This window comes from Mesorhizobium sp. WSM4816, assembly GCF_055811535.1.
Map to the genome: position 1 here is coordinate 75,717 of NZ_JBVVQR010000009.1, position 26,441 is coordinate 102,157.

Below are 26,441 nucleotides of genomic sequence, written 5' to 3' on the forward strand. Positions count from 1 at the left end.
GTGCTCACCTCTCTCCCGGCCGCTCGGCACCGGGAAGTTTTGGGTCAGGAAGTTTTGGAAGACCGAAAATCGAAAAATCGCCGGCGCGCGCCGGCGCGTCGGTGCGGATCGCAGCGCGCAGCCTTGCCGAGCGTGCCCGCGGATTGGCCGATATCTCGGCCTCACCGGGCGTCACGCCGCTGCCCACCTTTTTGAATGTGGCGCTGCGCGCCTGCGCCTCGGGCAGGTGCCGCGATCCGGTCGCCGCATCGGCGCGATCGGCGATGAAGCGCTTGACGATGCGGTCTTCCAGGGAATGGAACGTCACCACGGCCAGCCGTCCGCCCGGTTTCAGCACGCGTTCAGCCGCAAACAGCGCTTTGGCCAGTTCGCCGAGTTCGTCATTGACGAAAATGCGCAGCGCCTGGAAGACGCGGGTCGCTGGATGGATCTTGTCCTTCGGCGCGCGGCCGATATGCGTCTCAATGGCGTCTGCAAGGTCGAGCGTGCGCTCGAACGGATGTTTTTCGCGACGGCTTTCAATCATGCGGGCGATGCGGCCGGCATGGCGCTCTTCGCCAAGAAACCCGAAGATGCGGGCAAGATCGCCCACCTTGAAAGAGTTGACGACATCGGCGGCGCTGAGGCCAGCCTGCGCCATGCGCATATCGAGCGGTCCGTCGGCACGGAACGAAAAACCGCGCTCCGCCTGATCGATCTGCATGGAGGAGATGCCGATGTCGAGCACGACGCCGTCAGCGCTTTCGACATGCTCGTCCAATGTCGAGAACGGCGCCTGAACAAGCCGGAGCCTGCCGCCCGATTGTTGCTCGAGAACACGACCGGCAGCAATCGCATCCGGATCGCGGTCGATCGCGACAACCGAGGCGCCGCTCGCCAGAATGGCTTTGGAGTAGCCGCCGGCGCCGAATGTGCCGTCGACGACCACCTCGCCCGTCTTGGGCGAAAGCGCCTCCAGCACTTCGGCAAGGAGGACCGGAATGTGACGGGCTGGTCCGCCAACGGCGTGAGGGTCATCGCCGTAGCCCGCCATCATTCCGGCCGCTCCCCAGGCTTCGTCCCCTGCCGAAGCTGCAGAAGCCGGGCGCGTGCTTCCACCCCATAGGCGGTGAGCCGTCCAGGTTCCCAGATCTGAAAGAAATTGCCGCGGCCGACAAAAGCCGCTTCTGCGGAAATGCCGGTATGCTCGCGGATGAAATCGGTCATCGAGATGCGGCCGTCCTGATCGAGCTTGAGAAAGGTTCCATCGCCATGGCAGAAGAACGACATGTCGTCCGAGGTCTGCAGGAAGGGGTCTTCCTGCGCGATGCGCTGCTCGTAGCGGTCGAGCAGGTCGAGCCCGCCGACATCCATCGCCGGACGGTCCAGGCAGCGCAGCGCATAGAGTTCCGAATAACCGCGCTTCTGCACAACCGCACGGAAATGCGCTGGAACGGACACCCGCCCCTTCGCATCGATCCTGTTCACCGCGCTTGACAGAAACCGGTCCATTACGCGTTACGGCCGCTTGCGCCGCCGCACCCCTCTGCATCTTCCCGCCCGCGCCGCCGCAGCGCGGTCCCTGCCCAAAACTCACTTCGTTCCAGACGGCAAAAACAGGCGAACGCGCAGCCGCCGCGGCTGCCCGATTGGCGTACGCTTCACCCTGACGCGGAACGAAGGCTTGAATATCTGAATGGGATATCATGGGGTACTATGGGCGTCAACGGGAATAGGCTTCACAAAAACGCGCGCCACAACCGATGAGGGCAGCTTTGACGGCACTCCCGCGTTTATGCTCCATTAAGCCTAACGAACCGTTTAGAGCCGATTGGCCTGACCGGAGGCGGCTTGCCGCGGAGCGCCACCACGCATAGCGTTGGCCTGTCTTTTCTCGGTCAGAAACAGGTTCTTTTCTCGGTCAGAAGGTGGAAAATACATGTCCGAAACAGCCAAGTCGCGCGCGGCCACCCTCGCCCATTTGCGTGGCGTCAAGCTCGCCAAGGGCGACCCGGTCTCGCTGCCGCTGACAATGACGACCACTTTCCATCTGCCCGGCAATCCGGCCGGCGTCAGCCAGTACGGGCGCTACGACAATCCGACATGGGAAGCGGTGGAAGACATGCTCGGCCACCTCGAGGACGCGCCGACCGTAGCGTTCCCGTCGGGCATGGCCGCGATCGCTGCGGTCTTCTTCGCGCTGCTCAAGGCGGGCGATCGCATCCTGTTGCCGTCCGATGGTTACTACACGCCGCGCCTGCTTGCCGAGCGCTTCCTCAAACCTTTCGACCTCCCGTTCGACACACGACCGACCAAGTCCTTTGTGGACGGCGGTTTTTCCGGCTACCGGCTGGTGTTCGTCGAGACCCCATCCAATCCTGGGCTGGACATTTGCGACCTGGCCGGCGTGGCGCGCCTTGCGCACGAGGCCGGCGCGCTGGTCGTCGCCGACAACACCACGATGACGCCTTACGGTCAGCGCCCGCTCGACCTCGGCGCCGATATCGTCGTTGCCGCTGACACCAAGGCTCCCAATGGCCATTCCGACGCGCTGTTCGGCCATGTCGCCAGCCGTGACGCCGGGATCATCTCCGCCATCCGCGAGTGGCGCAAACTGTCGGGCTCGATCCCCGGGCCATTCGAAGCCTGGCTGGTCCATCGAGGCCTCGAGACGCTGGAAGTCCGCTTCGAGCGCATGTGCAAATCGGCCGAACTGATCGCCCGACGCCTGACAAATCATCGGGCCGTGAAATCCGTCCGCTTTCCTGGACTGGAGGATGACCCTTCGCACAATCTGGCGACCACCCAGATGCAACGTTTCGGCTTCCTTGTCGGCCTCGACCTGGGGAGTGAAGCCAGGGCCGAAGCGTTCATCGGCGCCTGCGCGCTGATCCAGCCGGCGACCTCCTTCGGCGGCGTCCACTCTTCGGCCGAGCGGCGCGCCCGCTGGGGTGATGCGGTGCCGCCCGGCTTTGTTCGCCTGTCGGTCGGCTGCGAGCCGGTGGAAGCGCTTTGGCAGGCGATCGATGCGTCGCTGGCCCGGGGGCTAGACGGCGTCGACGGTTGAGCGAACCGATCACGAAGCCAGATCGTCGGCTTCGATATTGCGCCGGCCATGCAGCACACGCAGGATCTCGACTGCATCCTCGCCGACACGGTACAAGGTGAGGTATTCGCCGACGACCAGATGCCGGATGCCGGGCGCAATGTCTTCGCGCGGTGCGCCCGAGAAAGGATAAGTCGTCAGTTGCTGCCAGCGCGCTTCGATCCGGTCGAGCAGCCGGTCCGCTGCAGCCTCGTCGCCTCGCGCGATATGAAGCCAGATCGCGATCAAATCCTCTTCTGCATTTGCAGTTCGGACGATGGGCAGCAAATTCATGCTGCGTTATCGGATTTCAATCGTCTACGTGCTTCGGCCTTGATTTCATCGATCAACGCAAATCGTCCCGGTCCGCTGTCGATCCCCTCCTGCACCAGCTTGCGCAACTCCTCGACCGTGTAGCCGTGCAAGTCACGGCGGTCCTTCCATTGCCTGAGTGCGTCGCGGATCACCTCGCTCGCCGAAGCATATTCGCCTGCGGCGACCACATCGTCGACCGCCGCCGCCAATTCCGGCGAAAGCGTGATGCTGCGCTTGTCGACCTGACCCATGGTGCGCTCCTGATACTGCCCGTACTAATGCATGTCGCGCAAAAGTGTGCAGCGGTTCTGCGATAACGACATGCATAAACAACAACCCAAAGCGCGTCGCGAGAGGACGGTCGAACGCGACGCGCTTTAAGAAAGTACGATTTAATCGCACCAGTTTCAAGAAACGCTTGCTCCATGCACAGCCCAGTAAAAGCTGATTCAGTCAATGAAGCGCCTGAACCAGCAAGCGCGCCCGAAGACGCAACCTGCTGATATCAGGGAGTTTCCCCCAAGAACCTGGACGAAAACGTAGAATTTGGACGAAAATTGCCAGCTGGCCTGTAAGCCGGGTTCTGTATGGCCCTCGCCCCTTGCGGCGCGAGAACGTGGCGGCCATTCATCTTGGGCGCATATTGCCATGCGCCTCACGCAACCTACCCGGGCGGTGAGCCGGAAACAGCCCTCGAGGGTTTCCCCTCGCACCGCCCCTATTCGGTCTTGCTCCCGGTGGGGTTTACCGTGCCGCTCCTGTTGCCAGTCGCGCGGTGGGCTCTTACCCCACCCTTTCACCCTTACCACGACGGATCGTGGCGGTTTGCTTTCTGTGGCACTTTCCCTAGGGTCGCCCCCGCCGGCCATTAACCGGCACCGTGTCTCCATGGAGCCCGGACTTTCCTCACCCGCAGCCTTTCGGCTTCGCGGGTGCGGCCGCCCGGCCAGCTGGCAAGGCGTATAAAGGGATTCACATTCGAAAACGCAAACAAAAAAGCAGGTCCCAGTCTATTACGATCTATTACGCCGGCGCTCCAAGCGCGGCCAGCTGCACTTTGACCTTGCCGCAATAGGCCGCGGAAATCGGGTTCATCCGCTTGGCGCCATGGCCGGCATTGTACTTCAGGATCGTGCCGCAGGTCGTGCCGTCGCCGAGGTTGCGCGCCATGGCGAGGTATTTCATGCCGTATTTGATGTTGGTCTCGGGATCGTGGAGACCCTTGATCGAGCCGCTGTAACCCATCATCCGCGCCGTCGACGGCTTGATCTGCATCAGGCCGATCTCACCGGCGCGGCCGACCTGGTTCGGCTGAAACCTGCTCTCGATCATGATGACGGCCTTGGCGAGCGAGACCGGCACACCATTGCTGGCCGCATGACGCTCGATGATCGTCGAATACTGGCCGCTATCGCCAGCGGCCGCCGGCTTCGGCGCCGCCGCCCGGCTTTGCCGGCCGATCGACGCCGTCGTCGCCTGGTCGATGCGGGTCCTGTTGCGCTTCACATGCCGCTTGGAGACTGACTTCTTTGCAACGGCTGCCTTCTTTGCAACGACTGCCTTCTTTGCAACGACTGCCTTCTTTGCAACGACTGCCTTCTTTGCAGAGACCTTTTCCGCCTTTGCGGATGCTGGCTTTTTCGCTTTCACCACAGCAACTTTTTTCGCCTTTGCGGAGGCTGTCCTTTTTTCTCCGGCATCTTGCCCGGCTTTCGGCGTGGCAGTCTTATCGGACGCGGTCATGAAACCCTGGTCGGCCCGCTGGCTCAAAGGCGCGCCATTGGCCGCACCGATGGCAAAAGTCATTACGCCGGCAGCAACAGCTGCCGTTAAAACGGTCAATTTCTGCATGGGATCCTGTTCTGTTTGAACCGCGCGAAGAACTTCACGCAGCTACGCCAATCAACGTCGGAACATTTGGGAGGCTGTAGGTCCGACAACTTGCACGGATCGCCTTTGACGGTCGAATTGGCGGCAAAAAAGGCGGGGCAAGTCACTTTAAATGACAGGCTGTAACTTACAGCCAGGAAAAGACTACTTGGACGGAACTGCCCTCACCGAGCCAAGCAGCCGTTCCAGCGTGCGAATTGTCGATCCGTCGGCCACGCCATCCACTTTGCGTTGCCGGAAATGCCTCTGGAAAGCCTCGACCACGATTTCGGTTTGCCGGTCGAAAGCGCCTGATATCTCCACGCCATAACCGTAGAGCGCCAGCATCGACTGCAGCGCCTCGACCTCGGCAGATGCGTCGCCGGCCTTCAGCACCGCGCCGCGCCTGACGGATGCCGCTTCGACAAGATGGCCGACACCGGCCTCGAACAGGGCCTTCCATGGGAATCTCTCGCCCGGGTCGATCTTGCGTCCTGGCGCCACGTCGGAATGCGCGAGCACCCGTTGAGCCGGGATGGAATGGCGCTGAACAATCCCCTTGCACAGGCCGATCAGGGCATCGATCTGCCGTTTCGGAAAATTCCGGTAGCCCAGCGAATGTCCCGGATTGACGATCTCGATGCCGACCGAACAGGAGTTGATGTCGCTACGTCCGAACCAGGAACTCTTGCCGGCATGCCAGGCACGGTCGCTTTCCCTGACCATCTGGACGATGCGACCGTCCTCATGGACGAGGTAGTGCGACGAAACCTCGCTGGCTGGATCGCACAGCCAGGCTTCGGCGCCGGCGCCGGTCTCCATGCCGGTGTAGTGCAGCACGATCATGTCGACTGTCTCGCGTCGTGGACCGAAATTCGGCGATACCCTGACCTCGGCGCTCGGCTCGTCGGGCAGGAAGCCGCTCATGCGTGCCGCAGGCCCCGTTCGATCATCTCATAGGCCGCGTTGATCGCCGCTATCCTGCTGGTTGCGATCTTGATGAATTCCTGCGGCAGGCCGCGTGCGATCAGCCGGTCGGGATGGTTGTCCGAAACCAGCTTGCGGTAACGCTTCCTGACCTCCTCGAAGGTTTTTCCCCGCTCGATGCCGAGCACGACATAGGGATCGGCCGCACCCAGATCGACGTGCCGGGCCAGAATGCTCTGGTAATGCGCCTCCTCGATCCGGAAGATCTCGGCGATGCGATGCAGGAACTGACCTTCGCGCTCGTGGACCAGCCCGTCGGCCTTGGCGATATGGAACAGCCCGTCGAGAATGTCCTCCAGCATCGCGCAGTTCGAATGGCCGGAGCCGCAAAGCTGCGCCATGCGCGCGGCATAGGTCTCGAAGCCGGCGATGTCGCGCTTGGCCAGATCGTAGAGCCGCGCCACATTGCGCGTCTGCTCCTTCGGCACTTCGAATATCTGCTGGAAGGCGCGCACCTCGTCCTGGGTGACGATGCCGTCGGCCTTGGCCATCTTGGCCGACAGCGCGATCATCGCCACCGAGAAGGCGACGCGCCGGCGCAGGTCGGGGTCGCCGGAGAAAACCGTGCGCACAGCCTCGACCACGTCGGCGACGCCGGACGAGGTTGAGGACGAAACGCGGGTGATGAAGTCGCCGAGGCGATCCCAAATCGACATGGGCACCTATTAGGGCTAACTGGCCGCCGCTATCAAGCCCACCGCTATCAAGCTGAAGACAATGCCGCAGGGCCGGCCCAGCCGATTTCGCGCCCTCCTGAGCAGGCGGCCTCCCTGAGCAGCTGGCGCAACCGTCAATCATGGAAATTAGCAGGCAGCAACGGCCATGGCGCGCGAAACTGCAAGCCTTCGTCACCTCGCCATTTCGGCCCCTTCTGCTGGGCCAAAAAGTGACACGCGAAACCGAGCTTGCGGCGGCTGCCCGCAAGAAGACTGTCCTGAAGTCAGAAGGCCGGCAGGATGCCGGCCTTCCGTTCATCACATAAGAATTACTGCGCCGGCGCAGATGGCTGTGCCGGAGCCGGCTCGGCCGGCTTGGTCGCGTCGGGAGCCGGCTGCATCGGCTGTTCGTTCGCCGGCGGATTGGTGCTCTGCGTGGTGGTAGCGTCCCCGCCCGTGCCGCTGTCGCTGCAAGCCGCAACGCCAAGCAGGGCAAGCGCCGAAACCGACGCAAGAATGAGTTTCTTCATGACATCTCTCCTCTAATCACGCCTCCGCTACCGGTGACGATCGAGGACAGAATGCACCAAATGCCCCATGGGTTTCATAACGTTGCATTTCCGTATGTAACATCATCTGCTTTTGCGTTGCCGGCGAAGCCATGGCGAATTAACACCAGACCATGGCGAATTAGCACATTTGAATCAATAAAATGCCCGGGAGAGCTGCCGTGACCGTCAAATGGGATTTCTGGATCGACCGCGGCGGCACCTTCACCGATGTCATCGGCCGGGACCCGCAAGGCGGGCTGCACCCGCGCAAGCTGCTATCCGAAAATCCCGAAGCCTATGCCGACGCCGCCATCCAGGGCATTCGCGATCTGCTCGGGCTAAAATCCGGCGCGCCGATCCCATCCGGCCTGATCGGCGACATCAAGATGGGCACCACCGTTGCCACCAACGCGCTTCTGGAGCGCAAGGGCGACCGTGTGCTGCTGCTCATCACCAGGGGATTTCGCGACGCGCTGAGGATCGCCTATCAGGCGCGGCCCGATATCTTCGCCAAGCAGATCATCCTTCCCGAACAGCTCAACGAGCGCGTCATCGAGGTCGACGAGCGCGTGCGCGCCGACGGCCGCGTCGAAAGGCTGCTCGACATCGCCGCCATGCGCCCGGCCATCGAACAAGCCAGGGCCGACGGCATCGACGCGGTGGCGATCGTGTTCATGCATGCCTGGAAATATCCCGACCACGAAAAGGCGGTTGCAAAAGTCTGCAGGAAACTGGGGTTTTCGCAGATCTCGGTCAGTCATGAGATCTCGCCGCTCATCAAGCTGGTCGGCCGCGGCGACACGACCGTGGTCGACGCCTATTTGTCGCCGATTCTGGCAAGGTATGTGCAGAGGGTGGCGGAAGAGCTGGGCGTCCTCTCCCCCCTCGAGGGGGGTGAGGAGCGGTCGGCCAAAGGCCGAGAAAAAGCCAACGATTTGGCTTTTTCAGCGACGAACGCCCGGAGCCATAGCGAAGGGCAGGCTGCGCAGCAGCCAGAGAGTGTCATCTCAGAAGGCACCGCCAGAGCGTCGAACCCAGTCGAACCGACCCCTCCCGGCGGCTTCACCGCCACCCTCCCCACGAGGGGGAGGGAATCCCCTCGCCTGATGTTCATGATGTCATCCGGCGGCCTTACCGCCGCCGATATGTTCCAGGGCAAGGACGCGTTGCTGTCCGGTCCGGCCGGCGGCGTCGTCGGCATGGTCGAGACAGCAAAGCTCGCCGGTTTCGACAAGGTCATCGGCTTCGACATGGGCGGCACCTCAACCGACGTCGCCCATTATGACGGCGACTATGAGCGCGCCTTCGACACCGAGGTTGCCGGCGTGCGCATCCGCGCGCCGATGATGCGCATTCACACCGTCGCCGCCGGCGGCGGCTCCATCCTGCACTTCGAGGCCGGCCGTTTTCGCGCCGGGCCGGATTCGGCCGGCGCCAATCCCGGCCCGGCCGCCTACCGACGCGGCGGCCCGCTGGCCGTCACCGACGCCAATGTCATGCTGGGCAAGCTGCAGCCCGACTTCTTCCCGGCCATTTTTGGACCCGGCCAGGACGAGCCGCTCGACGTGCAAATCGTGCGCGAGAAATTCGCCGCACTCGCCGCCGAAATCGGCGACGGCCGCGCGCCGGAGGCGGTCGCCGAAGGGTTCGTCACCATCGCCGTCGAAAACATGGCCAACGCCATCAAGAAGATTTCCGTGCAGCGCGGCTACGACGTCACCAAGTATCTCCTGAACTGTTTTGGCGGCGCCGGCGGCCAGCACGCCTGCCTCGTTGCCGACGCACTCGGCATGGAGGCGGTGCTGATCCATCCCTTCTCCGGCCTGCTGTCGGCCTATGGCATTGGATTGTCCTCGATTTTTTCGTCGCGCCAGCAGGCGCTGCTGAAACTGCTGGCGGAAGTGTCCAGGCCGGCAATCGACGAGCTCATCGCGACGCTGCGCAACGCCGTCATCGACGAGCTTGCCGCGCAAGGCATTGCCGAGGACGCCGTCGCCTCGAAACCGGTGCTGCAGATCCGCTACGACGGCACCGACACCGCGCTGCCGGTGAATTTCGGGCACGGTTCGATCGCACGGGCCAAGGCGGATTTCGAAGCCGCCCACAAGGCGCAGTTCGGCTTCGTCTATGACGACAAGCCGATGATCGTGGAATCGGTCGGCGTCGAAGGAATCGACAGCGGCGACGCCCGCCGTGAGGAAAGTGATTCAATCCTTGAGGACATCGCCGCAAGCCCTTCGGAAAATCGGCAAATCTTCATCGACGGCACCTGGCGAGACGCCGGCATTTTCCGCCGCGAGGCGCTTAAACCGGGGCACAAGCTAGGCGGCCCTGCCCTGGTCATCGAACCGAACCAGACCATCGTCGTCGAGCCGGGCTGGCAGGCCGAAATCACCGCCAGGAACCACGTGCTCCTGCGTCGCATCGAGAAAAAGCGCCGGCTGGCGGCGCTCGGCACCGAGGCCGATCCGGTCATGCTGGAGGTGTTCAACAACCTGTTCATGTCGATCGCCGAACAGATGGGCGTGACGCTGCAAAACACCGCCTATTCGGTCAACATCAAGGAACGGCTGGATTTCTCCTGTGCCGTCTTCGACCGCAATGGCGCGCTGGTCGCCAATGCGCCGCACATGCCGGTGCATCTCGGCTCCATGGACCGTTCGGTGGAAACCATCATCCGGCTGAACTCCGGCGACATCCACCCCGGCGACGTCTTTGCACTGAATGCGCCTTATAATGGCGGCACGCATCTGCCTGACATCACCGTGGTGACGCCGGTCTTTGAGGATGGGCGCCCAATCTCCCCCCATGTGGGGGAGATGTCGGCGAAGCCGGCAGAGGGGGGCGCTGTCCCGCCAACGCCTCCAATTGGCGAGCCGGCATACCGCGAAGCTGAGCGCTCGACGTTGCCCCCCTCTGCCCTGCCCTCTTTGTCACCACTTGGCATCTCCCCCACAAGGGGGGAGATCGGCCAATCGCCAAAGATCCTCTTCTACGTCGCCTCGCGCGGCCATCATGCCGACATTGGCGGCACGGCGCCCGGCTCGATGACGCCGCTCGCCACCACCGTCGACGAGGAAGGCGTGCTGTTCGACAATTTCCGCATCGTCGATCGCGGCCGGTTCCGCGAGAAGGAGCTGGAGACGCTGCTCACCGGCCACCCCTACCCGGCGCGCAATCCGCACCAGAACATCGCCGACCTCAAGGCGCAGATTGCCGCCAATGAAAAGGGCGTTGCCGAGTTGCGCGAGATGGTCGCGCATTTCGGCCTTGGCGTGGTCGAGGCCTATATGGGCCATGTCCAGGACAATGCCGCCGAAAGCGTGCGCCGCGTGCTGGAGCGGCTGCCCGACAGCTCCGTATACGAGTATCCGACCGACACCGGCCAAATCATCAAGGTGAAGATATCGGTCGACCGGCAAAAGCGCGAGGCAACCGTCGACTTCACCGGCACATCGCCGGTCATGAAGAACAACTTCAACGCCCCCGAGCCGGTCGCCCGCGCAGCCGTGCTCTATGCGTTCCGCGTCATGGTCGAGGACATGATCCCGATGAATGCCGGGTGTCTGAGACCGATCAACATCATCATTCCCGAAGGTTGCATGCTGAAGCCGACCTACCCGGCCGCGGTCGTCGCCGGCAATGTCGAGACCTCGCAGCATGTCACCAATGCGCTGTTCGGCGCCATGGGCGCGATGGCCAATGCGCAAGGCACGATGAACAACCTCACCTTCGGCAACAAAAAGTACCAGTATTACGAGACGATCTGCTCCGGCTCGCCGGCAGGCCGGATGAACAGCGGTCGCGGCTTTGCCGGCACCTCCGGCGTCCACACCCACATGACCAATTCGCGCCTGACCGACCCGGAAGTGCTGGAGTTGCGGTTCCCCGTCCTGCTCGAGGATTTCCACATCCGCGAAGGCTCCGGCGGCAAAGGCAAATGGAGTGCCGGCGACGGCACCGAGCGCACCATCCGTTTCCTCGAAAAGATGGAATGCGCGATCCTGTCCTCACATCGCAACCGCCCGCCGCAAGGCCTGGACGGCGGCGGCGATGGCGAGGTCGGCTCGACCAAGGTCCGTCGCAAGGATGGCCGCATCGAAGTTTTGAAGGCTTGCGACCAGACGCTGCTCAAGGCCGGCGAGGCCGTCATCGTGACGACGCCGACGCCGGGCGGATTTGGCAAGACCTGAACTCGCCTCAACAGACTGTCACCGGCCTGTCATTCACCTGCGCTACCCGCTTGCGGCAAAGCAAACGGGGAATCGCCTTGCCATGACCGACATTTCCGGAGAACTGGTTTTTCGCCGCGGCAAGCAAGTTGGCAAGGCCGTCTACCAGAACCGCCCGCTGTCGAAGGCCGGCCTCTCCGAGCGGCTCTTCGCCTTGCTGTTTTCCGGCCTCGTCTATCCGCAGATCTGGGAAGACCCCGACGTCGACATGGAGGCGATGCAGCTTGGCCAGGGCCACCGCGTCGTCACCATCGCCTCGGGCGGCTGTAACATCCTTGCCTATCTCACCCGGTCACCGGAACGGATCGACGCCGTCGATCTCAACGCCGCCCATATCGCGCTGAACCGCATGAAGCTCGAAGCGGTGCGCCATCTGCCGTCGCAGGGTGACCTGTTCCGTTTCTTCGGCGCTGCCGAGACCCGTCACAATTCGCAAGCCTACGACCGTTTCATCGCGCCGCATCTCGACCCGGTCAGCCGTCATTACTGGGAACATCGCAACTGGCGCCGGCGTCGCCGCATCGCCGTCTTCGACAGCAATTTTTACCAGACCGGGCTGCTCGGCCTGTTCATTGCCATGGGCCATCGCACCGCCAAATTCTTCGGCGTCGATCCGGCCGGCATCATGGAAGCCAAAAGCCTCGTCGACCAGCGCCGCTTCTTCGACGAGGAACTGGCGCCGGTTTTCGAAAAACCGCTGCTGAAATGGGCAACATCGCGAAAAGCCTCGCTGTTCGGCCTCGGCATTCCGCCGGCGCAGTACGATTCGCTGATCACCTCGGGCGACGGCACCATGGCCAGCGTGCTGAAGTCCCGGCTGGAAAAGCTCGCCTGCGACTTTCCGCTGGAGAACAACTATTTCGCCTGGCAGGCTTTTGCCCGCCGCTACCCCAATCCCGGCGAGGCGGCGCTGCCTGCCTATCTCGAAAAGCGCAACTACCAGGCGATCCGCAACAATGTCGACCGCGTCGCCATCCACCATGCCAATCTGATCGAATTCCTTGCCGGTAGGGAGGCCGGTTCAGTCGACCGCTTCGTCCTGCTCGACGCGCAGGACTGGATGACCGACGACCAGCTCAATGCGCTGTGGGCCGAGATCACCCGCACCGCGTCGACCGCTGCTCGCGTCATCTTCCGCACGGCGGCCGAACCCAGCCTGTTGCCCGGCCGGGTCTCGAAGTCGCTGCTCGACGAGTGGAGCTATGCGGACGAGGCCTCGCGCGAATTCTCGGCCCGCGACCGTTCGGCCATCTATGGCGGCTTCCACCTCTATGTGAAGCAAGCCGCATGAGCGCGACCGACCTGCCGGCCAGGCACGGCGAACCGCCGGCCGGGCACGGCGAACTGATGGACGGCGTCTACCGCTGGCAGCGCCACGTCTACGACCTGACCCGCAAATACTACCTGCTCGGCCGCGACCGGCTGATCGCGGGGCTGAATGTGCCCGCCGGCGGCACCGTGCTCGAGCTTGGCTGCGGCACCGGCCGCAACATCGTCCTCGCCGCCCGGCTTTATCCCGACGCGCGCTTCTTCGGTCTCGATATTTCAGCCGAGATGCTGGAAACGGCCACCGCTGCCATTGCCCGCGAAGGTCTCTCCGGCCGCGCCAAGCTGGCGCGCGGCGACGCCACTGATTTCGACGCGAAGGCGCTATTTTCCGTCGAAAGCTTTGACCGCATTTTTGTCTCCTATTCGCTGTCAATGATCCCCGGCTGGGAGAAGACGATTTGCGCGGCACTTGCGGCCCTGTCACCCGGCGGTTCGCTGCACGTCGTCGATTTCGGCCAGCAGGAAGCCCTGCCCCGCTGGTTCCGCACGCTGCTGCGCGGCTGGCTGAGAAAATTCCACGTCGAGCCGCGCGAGGCCCTGCGGGACGTCCTGGAATCGGAATCTGCAAAGATCGGCGGAACCCTTCGGTTTAGAACGCTTTTTCGCGGTTACGCCTGGCTGGCTGTGATCAAGATCGCCGTCTAGCTCCTCAGCACGGAGGATTTGGCTTTTGACTGACGGGCGCTGACGACCGGCCTGCAACCGCCAATCTCCAACGTCTGCGAATAGCCATAAGCCCCCGCGCCTTCGTCATCCTAGGTCAAGCAAGGAGCGAAGCGACACGGCGCAGAACCTGGGATCCATCCCGTGACATCAGCCGAAGAATGCAGCGGCTCAGAACGAAAACAGCAGTGATCCGTCGCGCCCCCCTCTGTCCTGCCGGACATCTCCCCCACTTGGGGGGAGATCAGATGTCGCGTCCGGCTTCGCCAATCTTCAACGTTGAAAGAAGGGTGAGGCGCGCGAGCTGCCAATCTCCCTCCTTGTGGGGGAGATGTCCGGCAGGACAGAGGGGGGCGCCTCGCTCCGCGATCGAAGGTTCTGCACCTCAGCAGCGCTCCAAGGTCACGGAATCCCAAGATCGGTCGCGTCGCTTCGCTCCTCGCCCGACGGGCGGGCGCGTGTTGATCGTGCACGGCCTTTGGCGACAGCTGCATAGACCCTGCGGCGAGCGATCGCCGCATTCCTCTAATGCAGCGCCTTCACCAGCGCTGCCACCATCTTCTGCGGCCGGTAGCCGAGCTTGGCCGGCGTCAGGCCGAGCCGCACCACCACAAGCTGCTCCGAGGGGATGATGGCGACCGTCTGCCCGTCATGGCCTTCCATCCAATAGCTATCCCTTGGCAGGCCCGCAGCGGTGCCGGCGCCCGGGCTCTCCTCGTCGCCCGGACCCTCGATCCACACCTGGCCCCTGCCATAGACTTTCGAGGCGGGTGCGGCTTCCCGCATCCAGGCGACGAAGCCCGCAGGCAGGATCTCCTGGCCGTTCCAGACACCGTCCTGCAGCAGGAACTGGCCGAAGCGCGCCCAGTCGCGGGCGGTGGCGTAGAGATAGGACGAGCCGGCGAAGGTGCCGTGCTCGTCGGTCTCCAGTACCGCGCTCTGCATGCCGAGTGGGTCGAACAGTGCAATCCTTGGCCACGCCAGCGCCTTGTTCTTGTCGCCGATCGCATCCTGCCAAAGCCGCGACAGCATCGCTGCCGTGCCGCTTGAATAGGAAAATACCTTGCCCACCTCGCCGGTCAGCGGCTTGGATCCGGCAAAGCCCGCCATATCAGGCTCGAGATAGAGCATCCGCGTCACGTCGGTGACGTCGCCATAATCCTCGTTGAACTCCAGCCCGCTCGACATCGCCATCATGTCGGCGAGACTGATGGCGGCGCGGCCGTCCGTTTTCCAGGGTCCGAACAGGCCCTGGTTGGTCATCACCATCTTGCCGTCCTTCACCACCGCGCCGACGATCGCGGCATTGACCGTCTTGGTCATCGACCAGCCAAGCAACGGCGTCTTTTCGGTAAAACCTGCGCCATAACGCTCGGCGATGACGCGGCCGTTTTTGACCACCACCACCGCCCGCATACCGGCGCCGGTCATCGCAGGATCGTCGAGGATTTTCGCGATCTCGGGGTTTTGCGATGCGTCGACCTTGTCGCCCTCCGGCCAGAGCGCGTCGAGCCGCGGCGCCGGTGTCAGCGCCGGCCCGGCGACTGCTTTGGCCCGGGCGATGTCGCCGCCCGGAACCGCGGTGCAGCCAAGCCCGTCTCGAACGACGGCGACGCTCTTGCCGAACACGCCGAATAGCCCGGCCCAAACCGTGCCCTGTTCCTTGTCGACGGACATCCTCATCAGCCGCAGCAGTGGATGGCCCGGCGCCTGCACGTCGACTGCGAGCACCTCATCGGCATCGCGTCCGGCGATGAAGACATTCGAGCAGACGATCTTGGCCGTATAACCCGAGCCGACTCGGATCAGTTCCGGCGGCGCGATGTAAAGCCAGGCGGCGAGTGCTGCGACCGCCAATACGGCCAGCCCGAGCAGCCACTTCACCAGCCTCAGAGCAATCTGCATTTTCCGATTCCCCCGGACGCTCATCTATGCCATCGATTTGCCGTCATTGCTTCGGCAAAATCGCGGTTCTGGTCGAGCGCTGTCAACGGAATATCAACCATGATCAGCGATATACCAGGGATAGGAGAGCGGTCCTGTGGGGCGATCGCTTGGGGGCACGGTCGAGGGACCACCTGCAGCAACAACCCATCAGCGGCCGGCTGAAACCGGTTCAGGAGTAGCGATGCGCCGTTTCGCGGCTTTCATCTTGCTGACGCTGCTGGGCGCCTGCTCGACCGTCGACGATCTTGCGCCTCCCTCATCGAGCGCCCCGAGCGTTGCGGTGCGCGCACCCCGTTTTGACGACTCCGACCCGCATGAGTGGGACAGCGGCGCCCCTTGGAGCTATGCCGTTCACGGCACCGACGTCTCCAAATACCAGACCTCGGTTGATTGGCCGGCGGCCAGGGCCAGCGGCATTTCCTTCGTTTTCATCAAGGCGACGGAAGGCGGCGATCGCTTCGACGCATATTTCAACGAGCATTGGAGCCGCACGAAAGCCGCCGGAATCCCGCGCGCCGCCTATCATTTCTACTATTTCTGCACACCGGCCGCGACGCAGGCGCGCTGGTTCATCCAGAACGTGCCCAGAGACCGCTCGGCAATGCCGCCGGTTCTCGACATGGAATGGAACCCGCAATCGCCGACCTGCAAGCTGCGTCCCAATGCGGCCACGGTGCGCAGCGAGATGAGCACTTTCCTCGAAATCGTCGAAAAGCACTATGGCAAGAAGCCGATCATCTACACCTCGATCGATTTCTTCGATGACAACGGCCTGTCGGCCTTCCGCGGCTATCCCTACTGGCTGCGTTCGGTGGCCGGCCACCCGCGCAAGAGATACGGCAGCCACCCGTTCACCTTCTGGCAGTACACCGGAACCGGTATTGTGCCGGGCATCTCAGGGAAGGCCGATATCAACGTGTTCAACGGCACGGAAGCCACCTGGAACAAATGGCTGCGGCAGAACACCCGTTGACAGCGGGCCTGCAGCCTGCTTTTCGACACAGCCAATGAAGGACGCCTGCAACCGCCGGTAATCTTCTCGGAGGATGGCGATGCGATTGCGCTTGGAAATTCTCGCGGCGCTGTTTCTGGCCGCCACGGCGGCGCCGGCGGTGGCACAGCAATGCGGCGGCGATTTCGAGGCATGGAAGCAGGGCGTTGCGGCCGAGGCGAAGAACGCCGGCATCGGCACTGCCGGACTTGAGGCGCTGGAAACCGCCGCTCTCGATGGAAAGGTGCTGGCGCGCGATCGCGCCCAAGGCGTCTTTACCCAGACCTTCATCGAGTTTTCGAACCGCATGATATCGGCCTATCGGCTGAAGCAGGGCGCGGTCATCTTAAAGAAATATGCCGACGTGTTTGCCCGCGCCGATCGCGAATTCGGCATTCAGGCCCCGGTCATTGCCGCCTTCTGGGCGCTGGAAACCGATTTCGGCGCCGTTCAGGGCGATTTCCAAACGCTGAATGCATTGGTCACGCTTTCTCACGACTGTCGTCGCCCGCTGCTCTTCCGGTCCCAGATCGTGCCATTGTTGACGCTGATCGATCGCGGCGTGGTCCCGGCCGACGTCACCGGCGCCTGGGCGGGCGAAATCGGCCAGACGCAGATGCTGCCTTCCGACTATCTCGGCCGAGGCGTCGACGGCGACGGCGACGAAGTGATCGACCTGCGCGGCAGCGCGCCTGATGTGATCATGACCACCGCCAACAAGATCACGTCGCGCGGCTGGAAACGCGACCAGCCCTGGATCGAGGAAGTCCGCGTGCCCGACGACTTGCCATGGGACCAGACCGGCCGCACCAACAAGCTGCCGCTGACGCAATGGGCTCAGTGGGGCGTCACCAACCCGAACGGCACGCCGCTTGCCGACAACGGCCTGAAGGCAGGCCTCGCGCTGCCTATGGGCCGCAACGGGCCAGCCTTCCTGGTCTACGACAATTTCGACGTCTATCTCGAATGGAACCAGTCCTTCACCTATGCGCTGACCGCGGCAAATCTCGCCGCGCGGCTGGCGGGTGCGCCGCAATTCGACCCGCGCAATCCCGAACCCGGCCTCAACGGCGACCAGATGAGGGCATTGCAGACAAAGCTCGAGGCCAGAGGCCATGACGTGGGAACAGTCGACGGCATCCTGGGCACCAACACCCGCGAGGCGATCCGCAAGGAGCAGATGCGGCTAGGCCTGCCGGTCGACGGCTGGCCGACACCAGAGCTTTTGGCGAAGCTGTAGCAGGTTAGTGAATAGTAGTGAGTAGTGAGTAGTGAATGGTGAATGGTGGTGAGTGGAACTAGGTACTCACTACTGACTACTGACTACTGACTACTGACTACTGACTACTGACTACTGACTTATTCACTATTCACTATTCACTATTCACTATTCACTATTAACCATTCACCATTCACTAATCCGTCATCGCCTGGCAAGCAGGAAGTCGATAAACACACGCAAGGCCGGCGGAACCTGCCGGGAGCTCGTATGATATAGATAAAAACCCGGAAATCTCGGCGACCAGGCTTCGAGAAAACGGATGAGCTTGCCGGTTTCGATCCACGGCCGAACCGATGCGTGGAACATTGATACGCAGCGAGCCTGCCGGTCGATCGCGTGATGCATGCGCGTCGGCGACAGCCCCTTCGAGTTCGCTGAATGCCGGAGCGAGGCGGGCAAACAGCGTTTCGCCTGCAGCGGTCGGCGACACGCTGCGGGTCGTGCGGTTGAGCAGCCGGACACCGACACGCTCCTCCAGCCCGCGTATCGTCTGGCTAAGCGCCGGCGGCGAAATTCTGAGCCTGGCCGCGGCGCGGACAAAGCTGCCTTCCTCGACGATCGTCGCGAACGCCTTCAGCTCGGAAAACTCGGTCCCTCGCATCATGTACTCCAGACTTAACAAGCCTGTTCGATCATAGGCTATTATCTGATCAATAGCATGCCCCTAACTTCCACATGGAACGCCGCCGCTCAATTTGGAACGGCCGTAGCCAGACGAGAAAGGGACAGCTATGTATCATTCGCTTGAAGGCAAAATCGCGCTCGTGACCGGCAGTTCGCGCGGCATCGGCCGCGCCATCGTCGAGGGGCTCGCGGCAAACGGCGCGGCCGTGGTCGTCAATTATGTCGGCAACGAGAAAGCCGCTCAGGAAGCCGTTGCTGCCATACGCGACAATGGCGGCAAGCCGTCGCCATTCAGGCCGATATCTCCCGCGCTTCCGACATTCGCCGGCTGTTCGATGAAACCGAGAAGCAGATGGGCGCGATTGACATCGTCGTCGCCAATGTCGGCGTCGCCGTCATAAAGCCGTTCGTCGAGGCCACCGAAGCCGACTTCGACCAAGTCTTCGGCGCCAATGCCAAAGGCACCTTCTTCACGCTTCAGGAAGCGGCGCGCCGCGTGCGCGACGGTGGCCGCATCATCGCGGTTTCCACCGGTGGAACCAAGATGTTCTTCACCCAGACCGCCCTTTATCTCGGCAGCAAAGGAGCCGTCGAGCAGTTCGTCCGCGTCCTCTCTCGCGAACTCGGACCGCGCTCCGTTACCGTGAATGCGCTTTCGCCAGGCTTTACCGACACCGACCTGCTCCCGCAGCGGGATCGCGCGATCGCCGCCGGGATGTCGCCCTTCGGCAGGATCGGAGCGCCGCGCGATGTTGCCGATGTCGCGGTTTTCCTCGCCTCCGACGAGGGCCGTTGGCTGACCGGCGAGAACATCCAGGCCGGCGGCGGCGTTGCTTAGTGGGTAGTGAATAGTGAATGGTAGGGGCAGTGGAATTAGGCAGTCACCGCTGATTAATGACTATTGACTACTGACTACGCACTATTCACTATTCACTATTCACTATTCACTATTCACTATTCACTATTCACTATTCACCATTCACCATTCACTAATCCGCCATCGTCTCCAGGCTAGCAAACCCCTGTGGCGCATCGCCCTCATCGAACGGCGTCGTCACCTCGACAAACGTGTCGGGATAGAAGCCGTTGAACCGTGTCCTCAGCGACAGCGAATAGGCGCCGATATGGCCGATCTCGATCCAGTCGCCGGTATCGACCGTTTCCGGCAGCCAGAACGGCCGCGACAGGATGTCGACGGAATCGCAGGTCGCGCCGCACACCTTGAACGGCACGATGGTCTTCTCCTCGCCGTTGCGCGAGCGGATCGCCGGGTCTGGAATGAAGCGCGCCGGCAGCGTGATCTTGCCGGTCCATGAATCCGACAGCGACGCCCAGATGCCGTCATTGATATAGAGCCGCTTGCCCTTGCGCAGCAGCACGCGCACGATCAGCGACAGGCAGCGCGCCACGATCACCCTGCCCGGCTCCGCCACCAGCGGCATCTGGTCGAACTGGTATTCCTTCAGATCGCCCGACAGCCGCGACATGATCTGGCCGAGCGACGGCATCTCGACCTGCTTGCGGTTGGGATCATGGCCGTATTCGGCGGGAAAACCGCCGCCGACGTCGAGCCCGGCAATGTCGAAGCTGACGCGGTTGCGCACCCAGTCGGCCGAGGCCAGCGCCCGCTCATAGGTGTCGGGATCCTCGATCTGACTGCCGACATGAAAGCATAGCCCGACCTTGTAGCCGGTCCGGTTCAGCCGTTCGGCCAGTTCGACCGCATTGGCCGGTCCTGCGCCGAACTTCTTCGACAGTTCGTAGGCGGCCGATCCTTTCGTCTGGATGCGCACGAACACGGTGATCGCACCCGGATCGATATCGAGCGCCCGCACCACGCGGGTCAGCTTGGTGATCTCGTCCTCGTGGTCGAGCGAGATGACCCGGATCCCATATTTCTCCAGCGCCAGCTTGATGTCCGACTGTGCCTTGACCGGATGCATGTAGAGCATCTCGGCGTCCGGCGAGACCGCGCGCACGGCGGCGAATTCGCCGGGCGAGGCCACGTCGAAAGCGCCGACGCCGGCCTCGACCAGCGCCTTCAACACGATCTGCTCGCCGTTGGTCTTGACCGCATAGGCGGTCTTGCCGGGAAACATGCCCATGAACTGCCTGGCGTCCGCCTTCAGCACCTGCGGGCGGAAGCAATAGATCGGATCGTCCGGGCGAAGCGCCAGCGCCGCTTCGCGCGCATTTTCGAATTGCTGCATGGACGAATCCCTTGGCTTAGACTGCGCACAATTAATCCAACCTATGCGGGAATGAAAACAATTCTGTGTCTCGCACCCCTGACGCTGCGGCGCTACGGCAGATGATGCAATGCTAGTCCACTGATCTGGTTTCGGGTGGCCCTTGCCATCGAACAGGATATGGCCTGGACAGACGCCTGATTGACTTGGCATTCAGAACCATCCGGGAGGATTCTCCATGGCGATCACAACCACGACGGCAATGCGCGGCCCCATGGTCTTGAAAGACTGGGCGCAGCTTCTGCTGCTCGGTGCGATCTGGGGTGGCTCGTTCTTCTTTGCCCGCATTGCGGTTGCCGAGATTCCGCCGCTGGTGCTGGTGCTGTTTCGCGTCGCCATCGCGGCGCTTGCGCTGCATCTCTATCTCGGCCTGCGCGGTCCGTCCTTCCGCATCGCCTTGCCGCATGCCGGCCTGTTCTTTCTGCTGGCGCTCGTCAACAACGTCATACCGTTCTCGCTGATCTTCGCCGGCCAGACCGAGCTTGGCGCCGGTGTCGCCTCGGTGCTCAATTCGACGACGCCGTTCTGGACGTTGATCCTCGCCAACGCGCTGACATCAGACGAAAAGCTCTCCTGGAACAAGCTTGCCGGGATCGCGCTCGGCATCGTCGGCACGGCGGTGATGATCGGTCCCGGCCTGCTTGCCGGGCTGGGCGGTCCGGTCTGGGCGAAATTCGCGCTGGTCGGCGCCTCGCTGTCCTATGCGGTGGCCCTGATGATCGCCCGCCGCTTCAAGGGTGTGCCATCACCGGTCATCGCCACTGGACAATTGACCGCTTCGACCATCATCATGATCCCGATCGTGCTGCTTGGCCACGGCACTGCCAACCTGTTTTCGGCCTCGCCGCCGGTCTGGGCGGCGGTGTTGGCGCTGGCCCTGCTGTCCACCGCCTTCGCCTACATCCTCTATTTCAACCTCGTCGCCTCGGCCGGCGCCACCAACGCCTCGCTGGTCACGCTCATCGTGCCGGCCAGCGCGATCCTGCTCGGCTTTCTGTTCCTGGGCGAACGGCTCGAATTGTTCGAGCTCGGCGGCATGGCGCTGATCGCGATCGGCCTCGTCACCATCGACGGCCGCCTGTTCGGCCGACGCTGATGCATATCGCCCAAAAGCACGCCCTCGGGCTTGAACCGAGGGTGCGTAGCGGTTTGCGATAACGACATGCATGACCAACAAGCTGAAGCGGGTCGCTTCCCAGGCCTGACACGCTTGAGGGTCCAATCGGACGCCCAAACGACGCTCCAACTTGTCGAATCTTCGTACCGACGCGAAAATCGATTCCGACTTTCAGCGGCGGTAGCGCTGCCATACCCATTCTTGCCCCAGCTCCGTCACATTTTGTACACAGGGCCGAAGCGGGATTTTGCCGAAGAGTTTCAATGCCTAACGGCAAATGGCCTGTCGCAAATTCCACATTGTCGTCGCATTGCAGCATAGTTTCCGCTTGCCTGTGGCAGAAATGCCCCTAGACTCTGGCCATAGCTCTTTAAGAGGAGGCTATGACATGGGGCTTACCAGGCCAATCAACGCATTGATGATTTGTGCTGCATTTGCATTCATCGGGGCGCTGATTATGGGCTTTCTTCCGTAGACCCGCCAAGCAACGGAAGCAGCACAAAATAGTCCAAGTCATTGAAAAGGTCGGGTTTTTTACCCGGCCTTTTTGCATCCCGGATTTGACGGGGAGTTACGCCGCGGCGGACCCCGCGGCTTCAGCCTCGTGCGAGCGGATGCCGATCATGTGGCAGACGGCGAAGACCAGATCGGCGCGGTTCATGGTGTAGAAATGAAAATCGCCGACGCCGCGCTCGACAAGGTCCAGCACCTGCTCGGCCGCCACCGCGGACGCCACCAGCGCATGCGTCTGCGGGTCCGTCTGCAGCCCGTCGAAGCGCTCGGCCATCCACGCCGGCACCAGCGCGCCGCAGCGCGCCGAGAAATTGGCGACCTGAGTAAAATTGTGGACCGGCAATATGCCCGGCACGATCGGTATGTAGATGCCGGCCCGCCGCGCCCGTTCGACATAGCGCTCGTAGAGGTCATTGTCGAAGAAGAACTGGGTGATCGCCCGCGTCGCGCCATTGTCGACCTTGCGCTTCAGCATATCGATGTCGGTGGCGAAATCCGGGCTCTCCGGATGCTTTTCCGGATAGGCCGAGACCGAGATGTCGAAATCGCCGACACCTTTCAGCGCCCCCACCAGTTCGGCGCCATTGGCATAGCCGTCCGGATGCGGACGATAGGCGGCGCCGACGCCCTCGGCCGGATCGCCGCGCAGGGCGACGAAGCGGGTGACACCCATGTCGGCGAATTCCTGGATGACTTCATCGACCTCGAGACGCGCCGCATCGACGCACGTCATGTGCGCCGCCGGCGTCAGCGTCGTTTCGTTGAGGATGCGCTTGACCGTGCGCGCCGTGCGCTCGCGGGTCGAGCCGCCGGCGCCATAGGTGACGGAGACGAATTTCGGCTTGAGCGGCTGCAGCCGGGTGACGGTGTCCCACAGCCTTGCTTCCATCTCGTCGCTCTTCGGCGGGAAGAACTCGAACGAAACCCTGATCTTGTCGCCAATGTCAGGGCGGCGGGAAAAGCGGAACTGGTTCATCAGGCGGTTTCCCCTATCGGAAAGGCATTGGCCGGTTGTGCGTGGTTGGAAGGATCGGCGATCAGCATGCGCTGGTCACGGCCGAGCCACAGTTTTACGGTGAGCCTGGGTTCGTTGCCGGCGCGCGGCTCGAATTCCTGGCTCTCCTCGAGGTCGAGCCCGGCCTCGGAAAACCACTCGGTGATCTGCCGGTCGGCAAAGCCGAGCCGCACATGCGCGTGGGCGTCGCGCAGGAATTCCAGCGAATGCGGAGCGAAATCCACGATCACCAGCCGGCCTGCCGGACGCAGCAGCCTTGCTGCCTCGCGGATGGCGCGGGCGGGATCGTCGAGATAGTGCAGCACCTGGTGGATGGTGACGAGATCGAAGGCGTCGCGCTCGACCGGCGGCGCAAAAATGTCGCCCTGGCGCACCTGCGCATTCGAAATGCCGGCCTTGTCGAGATTGGCGCGCGCCACCGTCAGCATCTCGCGCGACATGTCGATGCCGATGCCGCGCCGGTAGAGCGGCGAAAAGATCTCGAGCAGCCGCCCGGTCCCAGTGCCAAGGTCGAGCATCGACTGGAACGGCCGCTTGCCGACGAGCTTGAGCAACGCTGCCTCCACGGCGCGGTCCGGCACATGCAGCGAGCGGATGTGATCCCAGCTTGCGGCATTTGCGGAGAAATATTCGGCGGCGCGATCCTGCCGCTTGCGCTTGACCGCCGCCAACCGCTCGAGGTCACGCTCGACCTGCGGATCGGCACCCCGGATACCGGAGACCAGCCTGAGCACGAAACCCCGCGCCGCATCCGAATCCGACAGCCGGAAGAAGGCCCATGAGCCCTCCTGATAGCGGCCGATCAGCCCCGCCTCCAGTAAAAGCTTCAGGTGGCGCGAGACGCGCGGCTGCGACTGGCCGAGGATTTCGGTGAGATCGGAAACGGTGAGGTCGCCGCGCGACAGCAACGCCAGGATGCGCAACCGGCTGGATTCGGCCGCCGCCTTCAATGTATCTACCATGGTGTCGAGCGCGACATGCATGCGAGCATTCTCTTTGAAAAAGATATAAACATATGTTTATGTCGATTTTGATTGGCTTGCAAGCGCTATGTCGCTCCCGGACAAGAAAATGACGCATGCGGTGCGGATCGCCAACAGCCGGATGCATGATCGGGTGGAAAACCATGTTCGAAACGCGCAGCGGCGAAAAGCTTCTGGAAACTGATCCCGCCGATATGCCGCCGGACGGCCATGTCGTCTTCATCGGCCGCATCGCCTCGCCCTGGACCACGCGGGAAACTTGCCCCAAGAACATGAAGGCCGCGCGGGAAACGGGACGGCCGGCGGTTCTGACGATCGAGCTGCCTTATCGCGATGGCCTGCTCGGGCTTGAACGCGCCAGCCACGTCATCATCCTGTCCTGGCTGCACCACGCACCGCGGACCTTGATTGTTCAGAAACCCCGCCATGCGGCTGAACCGAAAGGCGTTTTTTCGCTGCGCTCCCCGGCCCGGCCGAACCCGGTCGGGTTGCATATCGCAAAACTCGTCGCCCTCGACATCGAAACGGGCCGTATCGATCTCGATGCCATCGACGTGCTCGACGGCACGCCGGTCATCGACATCAAGCCTTATTTCGCTTCGACCGATGCCTTTGCCGACGCGACCATTGCCGGACTGGACGAGCCCGGACAGGTCATGCCAGGACAGGTCGGGCGATGAACGCGCCGACCGGTCGCCGCCGCGCCATCGCCAAGGCGCTGACAGCGCTTTTGCCGCTGGCGCCCTATGCCGACATGGAGAAGATCCGCGCCGACGCCGGCGGGGTGCATATGAAGAGCTTGCCGCCGAGCATTGCCGTATGGCTGGCGACAATAGCCCACATCCGTCACATGCACACCGACTACGAGAAGCTGCTGGCCGAAGGATATGACCGCGATTCCGCGCGCTTCTTCGTCATCGAACAGACCAACACAGTGCTGACCCGCTGGCGCGCCACCCGTCTGCTCCAGGATGAGGACGAGGAATAACCAGATACCCCGATGGCTCATCCGCAACCCCGGCCTGTGTCTTGTGCCAACCGCCGCAGCGCTCTATCGCGTTCGACGAAGTCGACCTGACGGAGAACGTGATGAGCAACTTGATCGATCCGCACACCAAACCACTGCCCTCGCTCTCCGCCCATCACATAGACCCGCACTCCTACCCCCATGGTATTGCCTTCCTGGACGGGCAGTATCTGCCGATGTCGCAAGCCAAAATCTCGATGCTGGATTGGGGCTTCCTGCATTCCGACGCCACCTACGACACGGTGCATGTTTGGGACGGTCGTTTCTTCCGCCTCGATCTGCATCTCGATCGCTTCTTCGGCGGGCTGGAAAAACTGCGCATGACGGTCCCGTTCGACCGCGATGGCGTGGCCGAAATCCTCCACAACTGCGTGGCGCTGTCGGGTCATCGCGCCGCTTATGTCGAGATGCTGTGCACGCGCGGCGCCTCGCCGACCTTCAGCCGCGACCCGCGCGACGCGATCAACCGCTTCATGGCGTTCGCCGTTCCCTTCGGCTCGGTTGCCAATGCTGAGCAATTGCAGCGCGGCCTGCATGTGGCGATCAGCGACAAGGTGCGCATCCCACCAGCCTCGATCGATCCGACAATCAAGAACTACCACTGGCTCGACCTGGTGCGAGGCCTCTACGACGCCTATGACCGCGGCGCCGAGACCGCACTGCTCCTCGATTTCAACGGCAATGTCGCGGAAGGCCCCGGCTTCAACATCTTTTGCGTGGATGACGGCAAACTGTTGACGCCGGCTGTCGGCGTGCTGCCAGGTATCACCCGCCGCACCGTCTTCGATCTCTGCGCGGAGGCAGGGCTTGCCGTTGCCGCGGCCGATGTCAGCGTCGCTGCCCTGCGTCAGTCCGATGAGGTCTTCATCACCTCGACCGCCGGCGGCATCATGCCGGTAACGATGATCGACGGTGTTCCGGTCGCGGACCGCAAGGTCGGTGCGATTACCAGGCGCCTCATGGCGATCTATTGGCAAAAGCACGGAGATCCGGCCTGGTGCAGCCCGGTGCACTATCCCTGACCATC

At 62.7% G+C, this 26,441-nt stretch carries 24 protein-coding genes, 1 other RNA gene and 1 pseudogene; 12 read left to right on the plus strand and 14 right to left on the minus strand.

What is annotated here, in order from left to right:
• Positions 1 to 4 precede the first annotated feature (4 nt).
• Positions 5 to 1,036: a 16S rRNA (cytosine(1402)-N(4))-methyltransferase RsmH gene (gene rsmH, locus AC0L3H_RS13045; protein WP_023798731.1), complete on the minus strand. Its 1,032-nt coding sequence runs from the start codon at positions 1,034 to 1,036 to the stop codon at positions 5 to 7.
• Complete coding sequence (gene mraZ, locus AC0L3H_RS13050; protein WP_473585721.1) at positions 1,033 to 1,491, minus strand: division/cell wall cluster transcriptional repressor MraZ; 459 nt, start codon at positions 1,489 to 1,491, stop codon at positions 1,033 to 1,035. The genes rsmH and mraZ overlap by 4 nt, the downstream gene beginning before the upstream one ends.
• Positions 1,492 to 1,918: 427 nt before the next feature.
• On the opposite strand from mraZ, the gene AC0L3H_RS13055 reads away from it, so the two are divergent.
• Complete coding sequence (locus AC0L3H_RS13055) at positions 1,919 to 3,046, plus strand: cystathionine gamma-lyase (RefSeq protein ID WP_473585722.1); 1,128 nt, start codon at positions 1,919 to 1,921, stop codon at positions 3,044 to 3,046.
• Positions 3,047 to 3,055: 9 nt separating this feature from the next.
• On the opposite strand, the gene AC0L3H_RS13060 is transcribed toward AC0L3H_RS13055, so the two are convergent.
• The 4 genes from AC0L3H_RS13060 to AC0L3H_RS13075 form a co-directional block, all read right to left on the minus strand.
• Positions 3,056 to 3,358, minus strand: coding sequence for a type II toxin-antitoxin system RelE/ParE family toxin (locus tag AC0L3H_RS13060; protein ID WP_473493951.1), 303 nt, complete (start codon positions 3,356 to 3,358; stop codon positions 3,056 to 3,058).
• Positions 3,355 to 3,630 carry a type II toxin-antitoxin system ParD family antitoxin gene (locus tag AC0L3H_RS13065; protein WP_473585723.1) on the minus strand — a complete coding sequence of 92 codons (276 nt, stop codon included), beginning with the start codon at positions 3,628 to 3,630 and terminating at the stop codon, positions 3,355 to 3,357. Before AC0L3H_RS13065 ends, AC0L3H_RS13060 begins: the two co-directional genes overlap by 4 nt.
• A 305-nt stretch (positions 3,631 to 3,935) precedes the next feature.
• Positions 3,936 to 4,333, minus strand: an RNA gene (gene rnpB, locus AC0L3H_RS13070) — RNase P RNA component class A.
• Between the two features lie 69 nt (positions 4,334 to 4,402).
• Positions 4,403 to 4,885 (minus strand): lytic transglycosylase domain-containing protein, encoded by a 483-nt coding sequence (locus AC0L3H_RS13075; RefSeq protein WP_329609676.1) that lies wholly within the window; start codon positions 4,883 to 4,885, stop codon positions 4,403 to 4,405.
• 7 nt (positions 4,886 to 4,892) lie between these two features.
• Between AC0L3H_RS13075 and AC0L3H_RS13080 the strand changes: the two genes are divergently transcribed.
• Positions 4,893 to 5,249: a hypothetical protein gene (locus AC0L3H_RS13080; RefSeq protein WP_473585724.1), complete on the plus strand. Its 357-nt coding sequence runs from the start codon at positions 4,893 to 4,895 to the stop codon at positions 5,247 to 5,249.
• Positions 5,250 to 5,413: 164 nt separating this feature from the next.
• Here AC0L3H_RS13080 and AC0L3H_RS13085 read toward each other — a convergent pair whose 3' ends face one another.
• The 3 genes from AC0L3H_RS13085 to AC0L3H_RS13095 all read right to left on the minus strand — a co-directional run bounded on the left by AC0L3H_RS13085 (position 5,414) and on the right by AC0L3H_RS13095 (position 7,421).
• Entirely contained in the window at positions 5,414 to 6,175 is a 762-nt protein-coding gene (locus tag AC0L3H_RS13085) for an N-acetylmuramoyl-L-alanine amidase (RefSeq protein ID WP_473493948.1), read from the minus strand.
• Positions 6,172 to 6,891, minus strand: a complete 720-nt coding sequence (locus AC0L3H_RS13090; protein ID WP_023798724.1) for a J domain-containing protein — start codon at positions 6,889 to 6,891, stop codon at positions 6,172 to 6,174. The genes AC0L3H_RS13085 and AC0L3H_RS13090 overlap by 4 nt, the downstream gene beginning before the upstream one ends.
• Before the next feature lie 329 nt (positions 6,892 to 7,220).
• Positions 7,221 to 7,421: a hypothetical protein gene (locus AC0L3H_RS13095; RefSeq protein WP_023798723.1), complete on the minus strand. Its 201-nt coding sequence runs from the start codon at positions 7,419 to 7,421 to the stop codon at positions 7,221 to 7,223.
• A 200-nt stretch (positions 7,422 to 7,621) separates the two neighbouring features.
• Between AC0L3H_RS13095 and AC0L3H_RS13100 the strand changes: the two genes are divergently transcribed.
• The 3 genes from AC0L3H_RS13100 to AC0L3H_RS13110 all read left to right on the plus strand — a co-directional run bounded on the left by AC0L3H_RS13100 (position 7,622) and on the right by AC0L3H_RS13110 (position 13,648).
• On the plus strand, positions 7,622 to 11,635 hold the full coding sequence (locus AC0L3H_RS13100) for a hydantoinase B/oxoprolinase family protein (protein ID WP_473585725.1): 4,014 nt from the start codon (positions 7,622 to 7,624) through the stop codon (positions 11,633 to 11,635).
• A gap of 82 nt (positions 11,636 to 11,717) precedes the next feature.
• Complete coding sequence (locus AC0L3H_RS13105; protein ID WP_473585726.1) at positions 11,718 to 12,965, plus strand: BtaA family protein; 1,248 nt, start codon at positions 11,718 to 11,720, stop codon at positions 12,963 to 12,965.
• Entirely contained in the window at positions 12,962 to 13,648 is a 687-nt protein-coding gene (locus AC0L3H_RS13110; RefSeq protein WP_473585727.1) for a class I SAM-dependent methyltransferase, read from the plus strand. Before AC0L3H_RS13105 ends, AC0L3H_RS13110 begins: the two co-directional genes overlap by 4 nt.
• A gap of 543 nt (positions 13,649 to 14,191) precedes the next feature.
• On the opposite strand, the gene AC0L3H_RS13115 is transcribed toward AC0L3H_RS13110, so the two are convergent.
• Positions 14,192 to 15,571 (minus strand): serine hydrolase domain-containing protein, encoded by a 1,380-nt coding sequence (locus tag AC0L3H_RS13115; protein WP_473585728.1) that lies wholly within the window; start codon positions 15,569 to 15,571, stop codon positions 14,192 to 14,194.
• A 223-nt stretch (positions 15,572 to 15,794) separates the two neighbouring features.
• Here AC0L3H_RS13115 and AC0L3H_RS13120 point away from each other — a divergent pair, with 223 nt between their 5' ends.
• Both AC0L3H_RS13120 and AC0L3H_RS13125 read left to right on the plus strand, forming a co-directional pair.
• Positions 15,795 to 16,586, plus strand: a complete 792-nt coding sequence (locus AC0L3H_RS13120) for a glycoside hydrolase family 25 protein (protein ID WP_473585729.1) — start codon at positions 15,795 to 15,797, stop codon at positions 16,584 to 16,586.
• 79 nt (positions 16,587 to 16,665) lie between these two features.
• Entirely contained in the window at positions 16,666 to 17,844 is a 1,179-nt protein-coding gene (locus AC0L3H_RS13125; protein WP_473585730.1) for a lytic murein transglycosylase, read from the plus strand.
• 175 nt (positions 17,845 to 18,019) lie between these two features.
• Here AC0L3H_RS13125 and AC0L3H_RS13130 read toward each other — a convergent pair whose 3' ends face one another.
• A complete protein-coding gene (locus AC0L3H_RS13130; protein ID WP_473585731.1) occupies positions 18,020 to 18,487 on the minus strand; it encodes a LysR family transcriptional regulator in 468 nt (155 codons plus the stop codon).
• A 130-nt stretch (positions 18,488 to 18,617) separates the two neighbouring features.
• On the opposite strand from AC0L3H_RS13130, the pseudogene AC0L3H_RS13135 reads away from it, so the two are divergent.
• Positions 18,618 to 19,348 (plus strand): annotated as a pseudogene (locus AC0L3H_RS13135) (SDR family oxidoreductase).
• A 151-nt stretch (positions 19,349 to 19,499) separates the two neighbouring features.
• On the opposite strand, the gene AC0L3H_RS13140 reads toward AC0L3H_RS13135, so the two are convergent.
• Positions 19,500 to 20,720: an alanine racemase gene (locus AC0L3H_RS13140; protein ID WP_287065047.1), complete on the minus strand. Its 1,221-nt coding sequence runs from the start codon at positions 20,718 to 20,720 to the stop codon at positions 19,500 to 19,502.
• Between the two features lie 217 nt (positions 20,721 to 20,937).
• Between AC0L3H_RS13140 and AC0L3H_RS13145 the strand changes: the two genes are divergently transcribed.
• A complete protein-coding gene (locus AC0L3H_RS13145; RefSeq protein WP_128167191.1) occupies positions 20,938 to 21,855 on the plus strand; it encodes a DMT family transporter in 918 nt (305 codons plus the stop codon).
• Between the two features lie 592 nt (positions 21,856 to 22,447).
• Here the strand turns inward: AC0L3H_RS13145 and metF are convergent.
• Positions 22,448 to 23,365 (minus strand): methylenetetrahydrofolate reductase [NAD(P)H], encoded by a 918-nt coding sequence (gene metF / locus AC0L3H_RS13150; protein ID WP_473585732.1) that lies wholly within the window; start codon positions 23,363 to 23,365, stop codon positions 22,448 to 22,450.
• On the minus strand, positions 23,365 to 24,387 hold the full coding sequence (locus AC0L3H_RS13155; RefSeq protein ID WP_473493937.1) for an ArsR/SmtB family transcription factor: 1,023 nt from the start codon (positions 24,385 to 24,387) through the stop codon (positions 23,365 to 23,367). Before AC0L3H_RS13155 ends, metF begins: the two co-directional genes overlap by 1 nt.
• Before the next feature lie 143 nt (positions 24,388 to 24,530).
• On the opposite strand from AC0L3H_RS13155, the gene tsaA reads away from it, so the two are divergent.
• The 3 genes from tsaA (at position 24,531) to AC0L3H_RS13170 (ending at position 26,436) form a co-directional block, all read left to right on the plus strand.
• Complete coding sequence (gene tsaA / locus AC0L3H_RS13160; protein ID WP_473585733.1) at positions 24,531 to 25,067, plus strand: tRNA (N6-threonylcarbamoyladenosine(37)-N6)-methyltransferase TrmO; 537 nt, start codon at positions 24,531 to 24,533, stop codon at positions 25,065 to 25,067.
• Positions 25,064 to 25,375 carry a DUF2293 domain-containing protein gene (locus tag AC0L3H_RS13165; protein ID WP_473585734.1) on the plus strand — a complete coding sequence of 104 codons (312 nt, stop codon included), beginning with the start codon at positions 25,064 to 25,066 and terminating at the stop codon, positions 25,373 to 25,375. Before tsaA ends, AC0L3H_RS13165 begins: the two co-directional genes overlap by 4 nt.
• Before the next feature lie 101 nt (positions 25,376 to 25,476).
• Positions 25,477 to 26,436: an aminotransferase class IV gene (locus AC0L3H_RS13170; RefSeq protein WP_473585735.1), complete on the plus strand. Its 960-nt coding sequence runs from the start codon at positions 25,477 to 25,479 to the stop codon at positions 26,434 to 26,436.
• Positions 26,437 to 26,441: the final 5 nt, after the last annotated feature.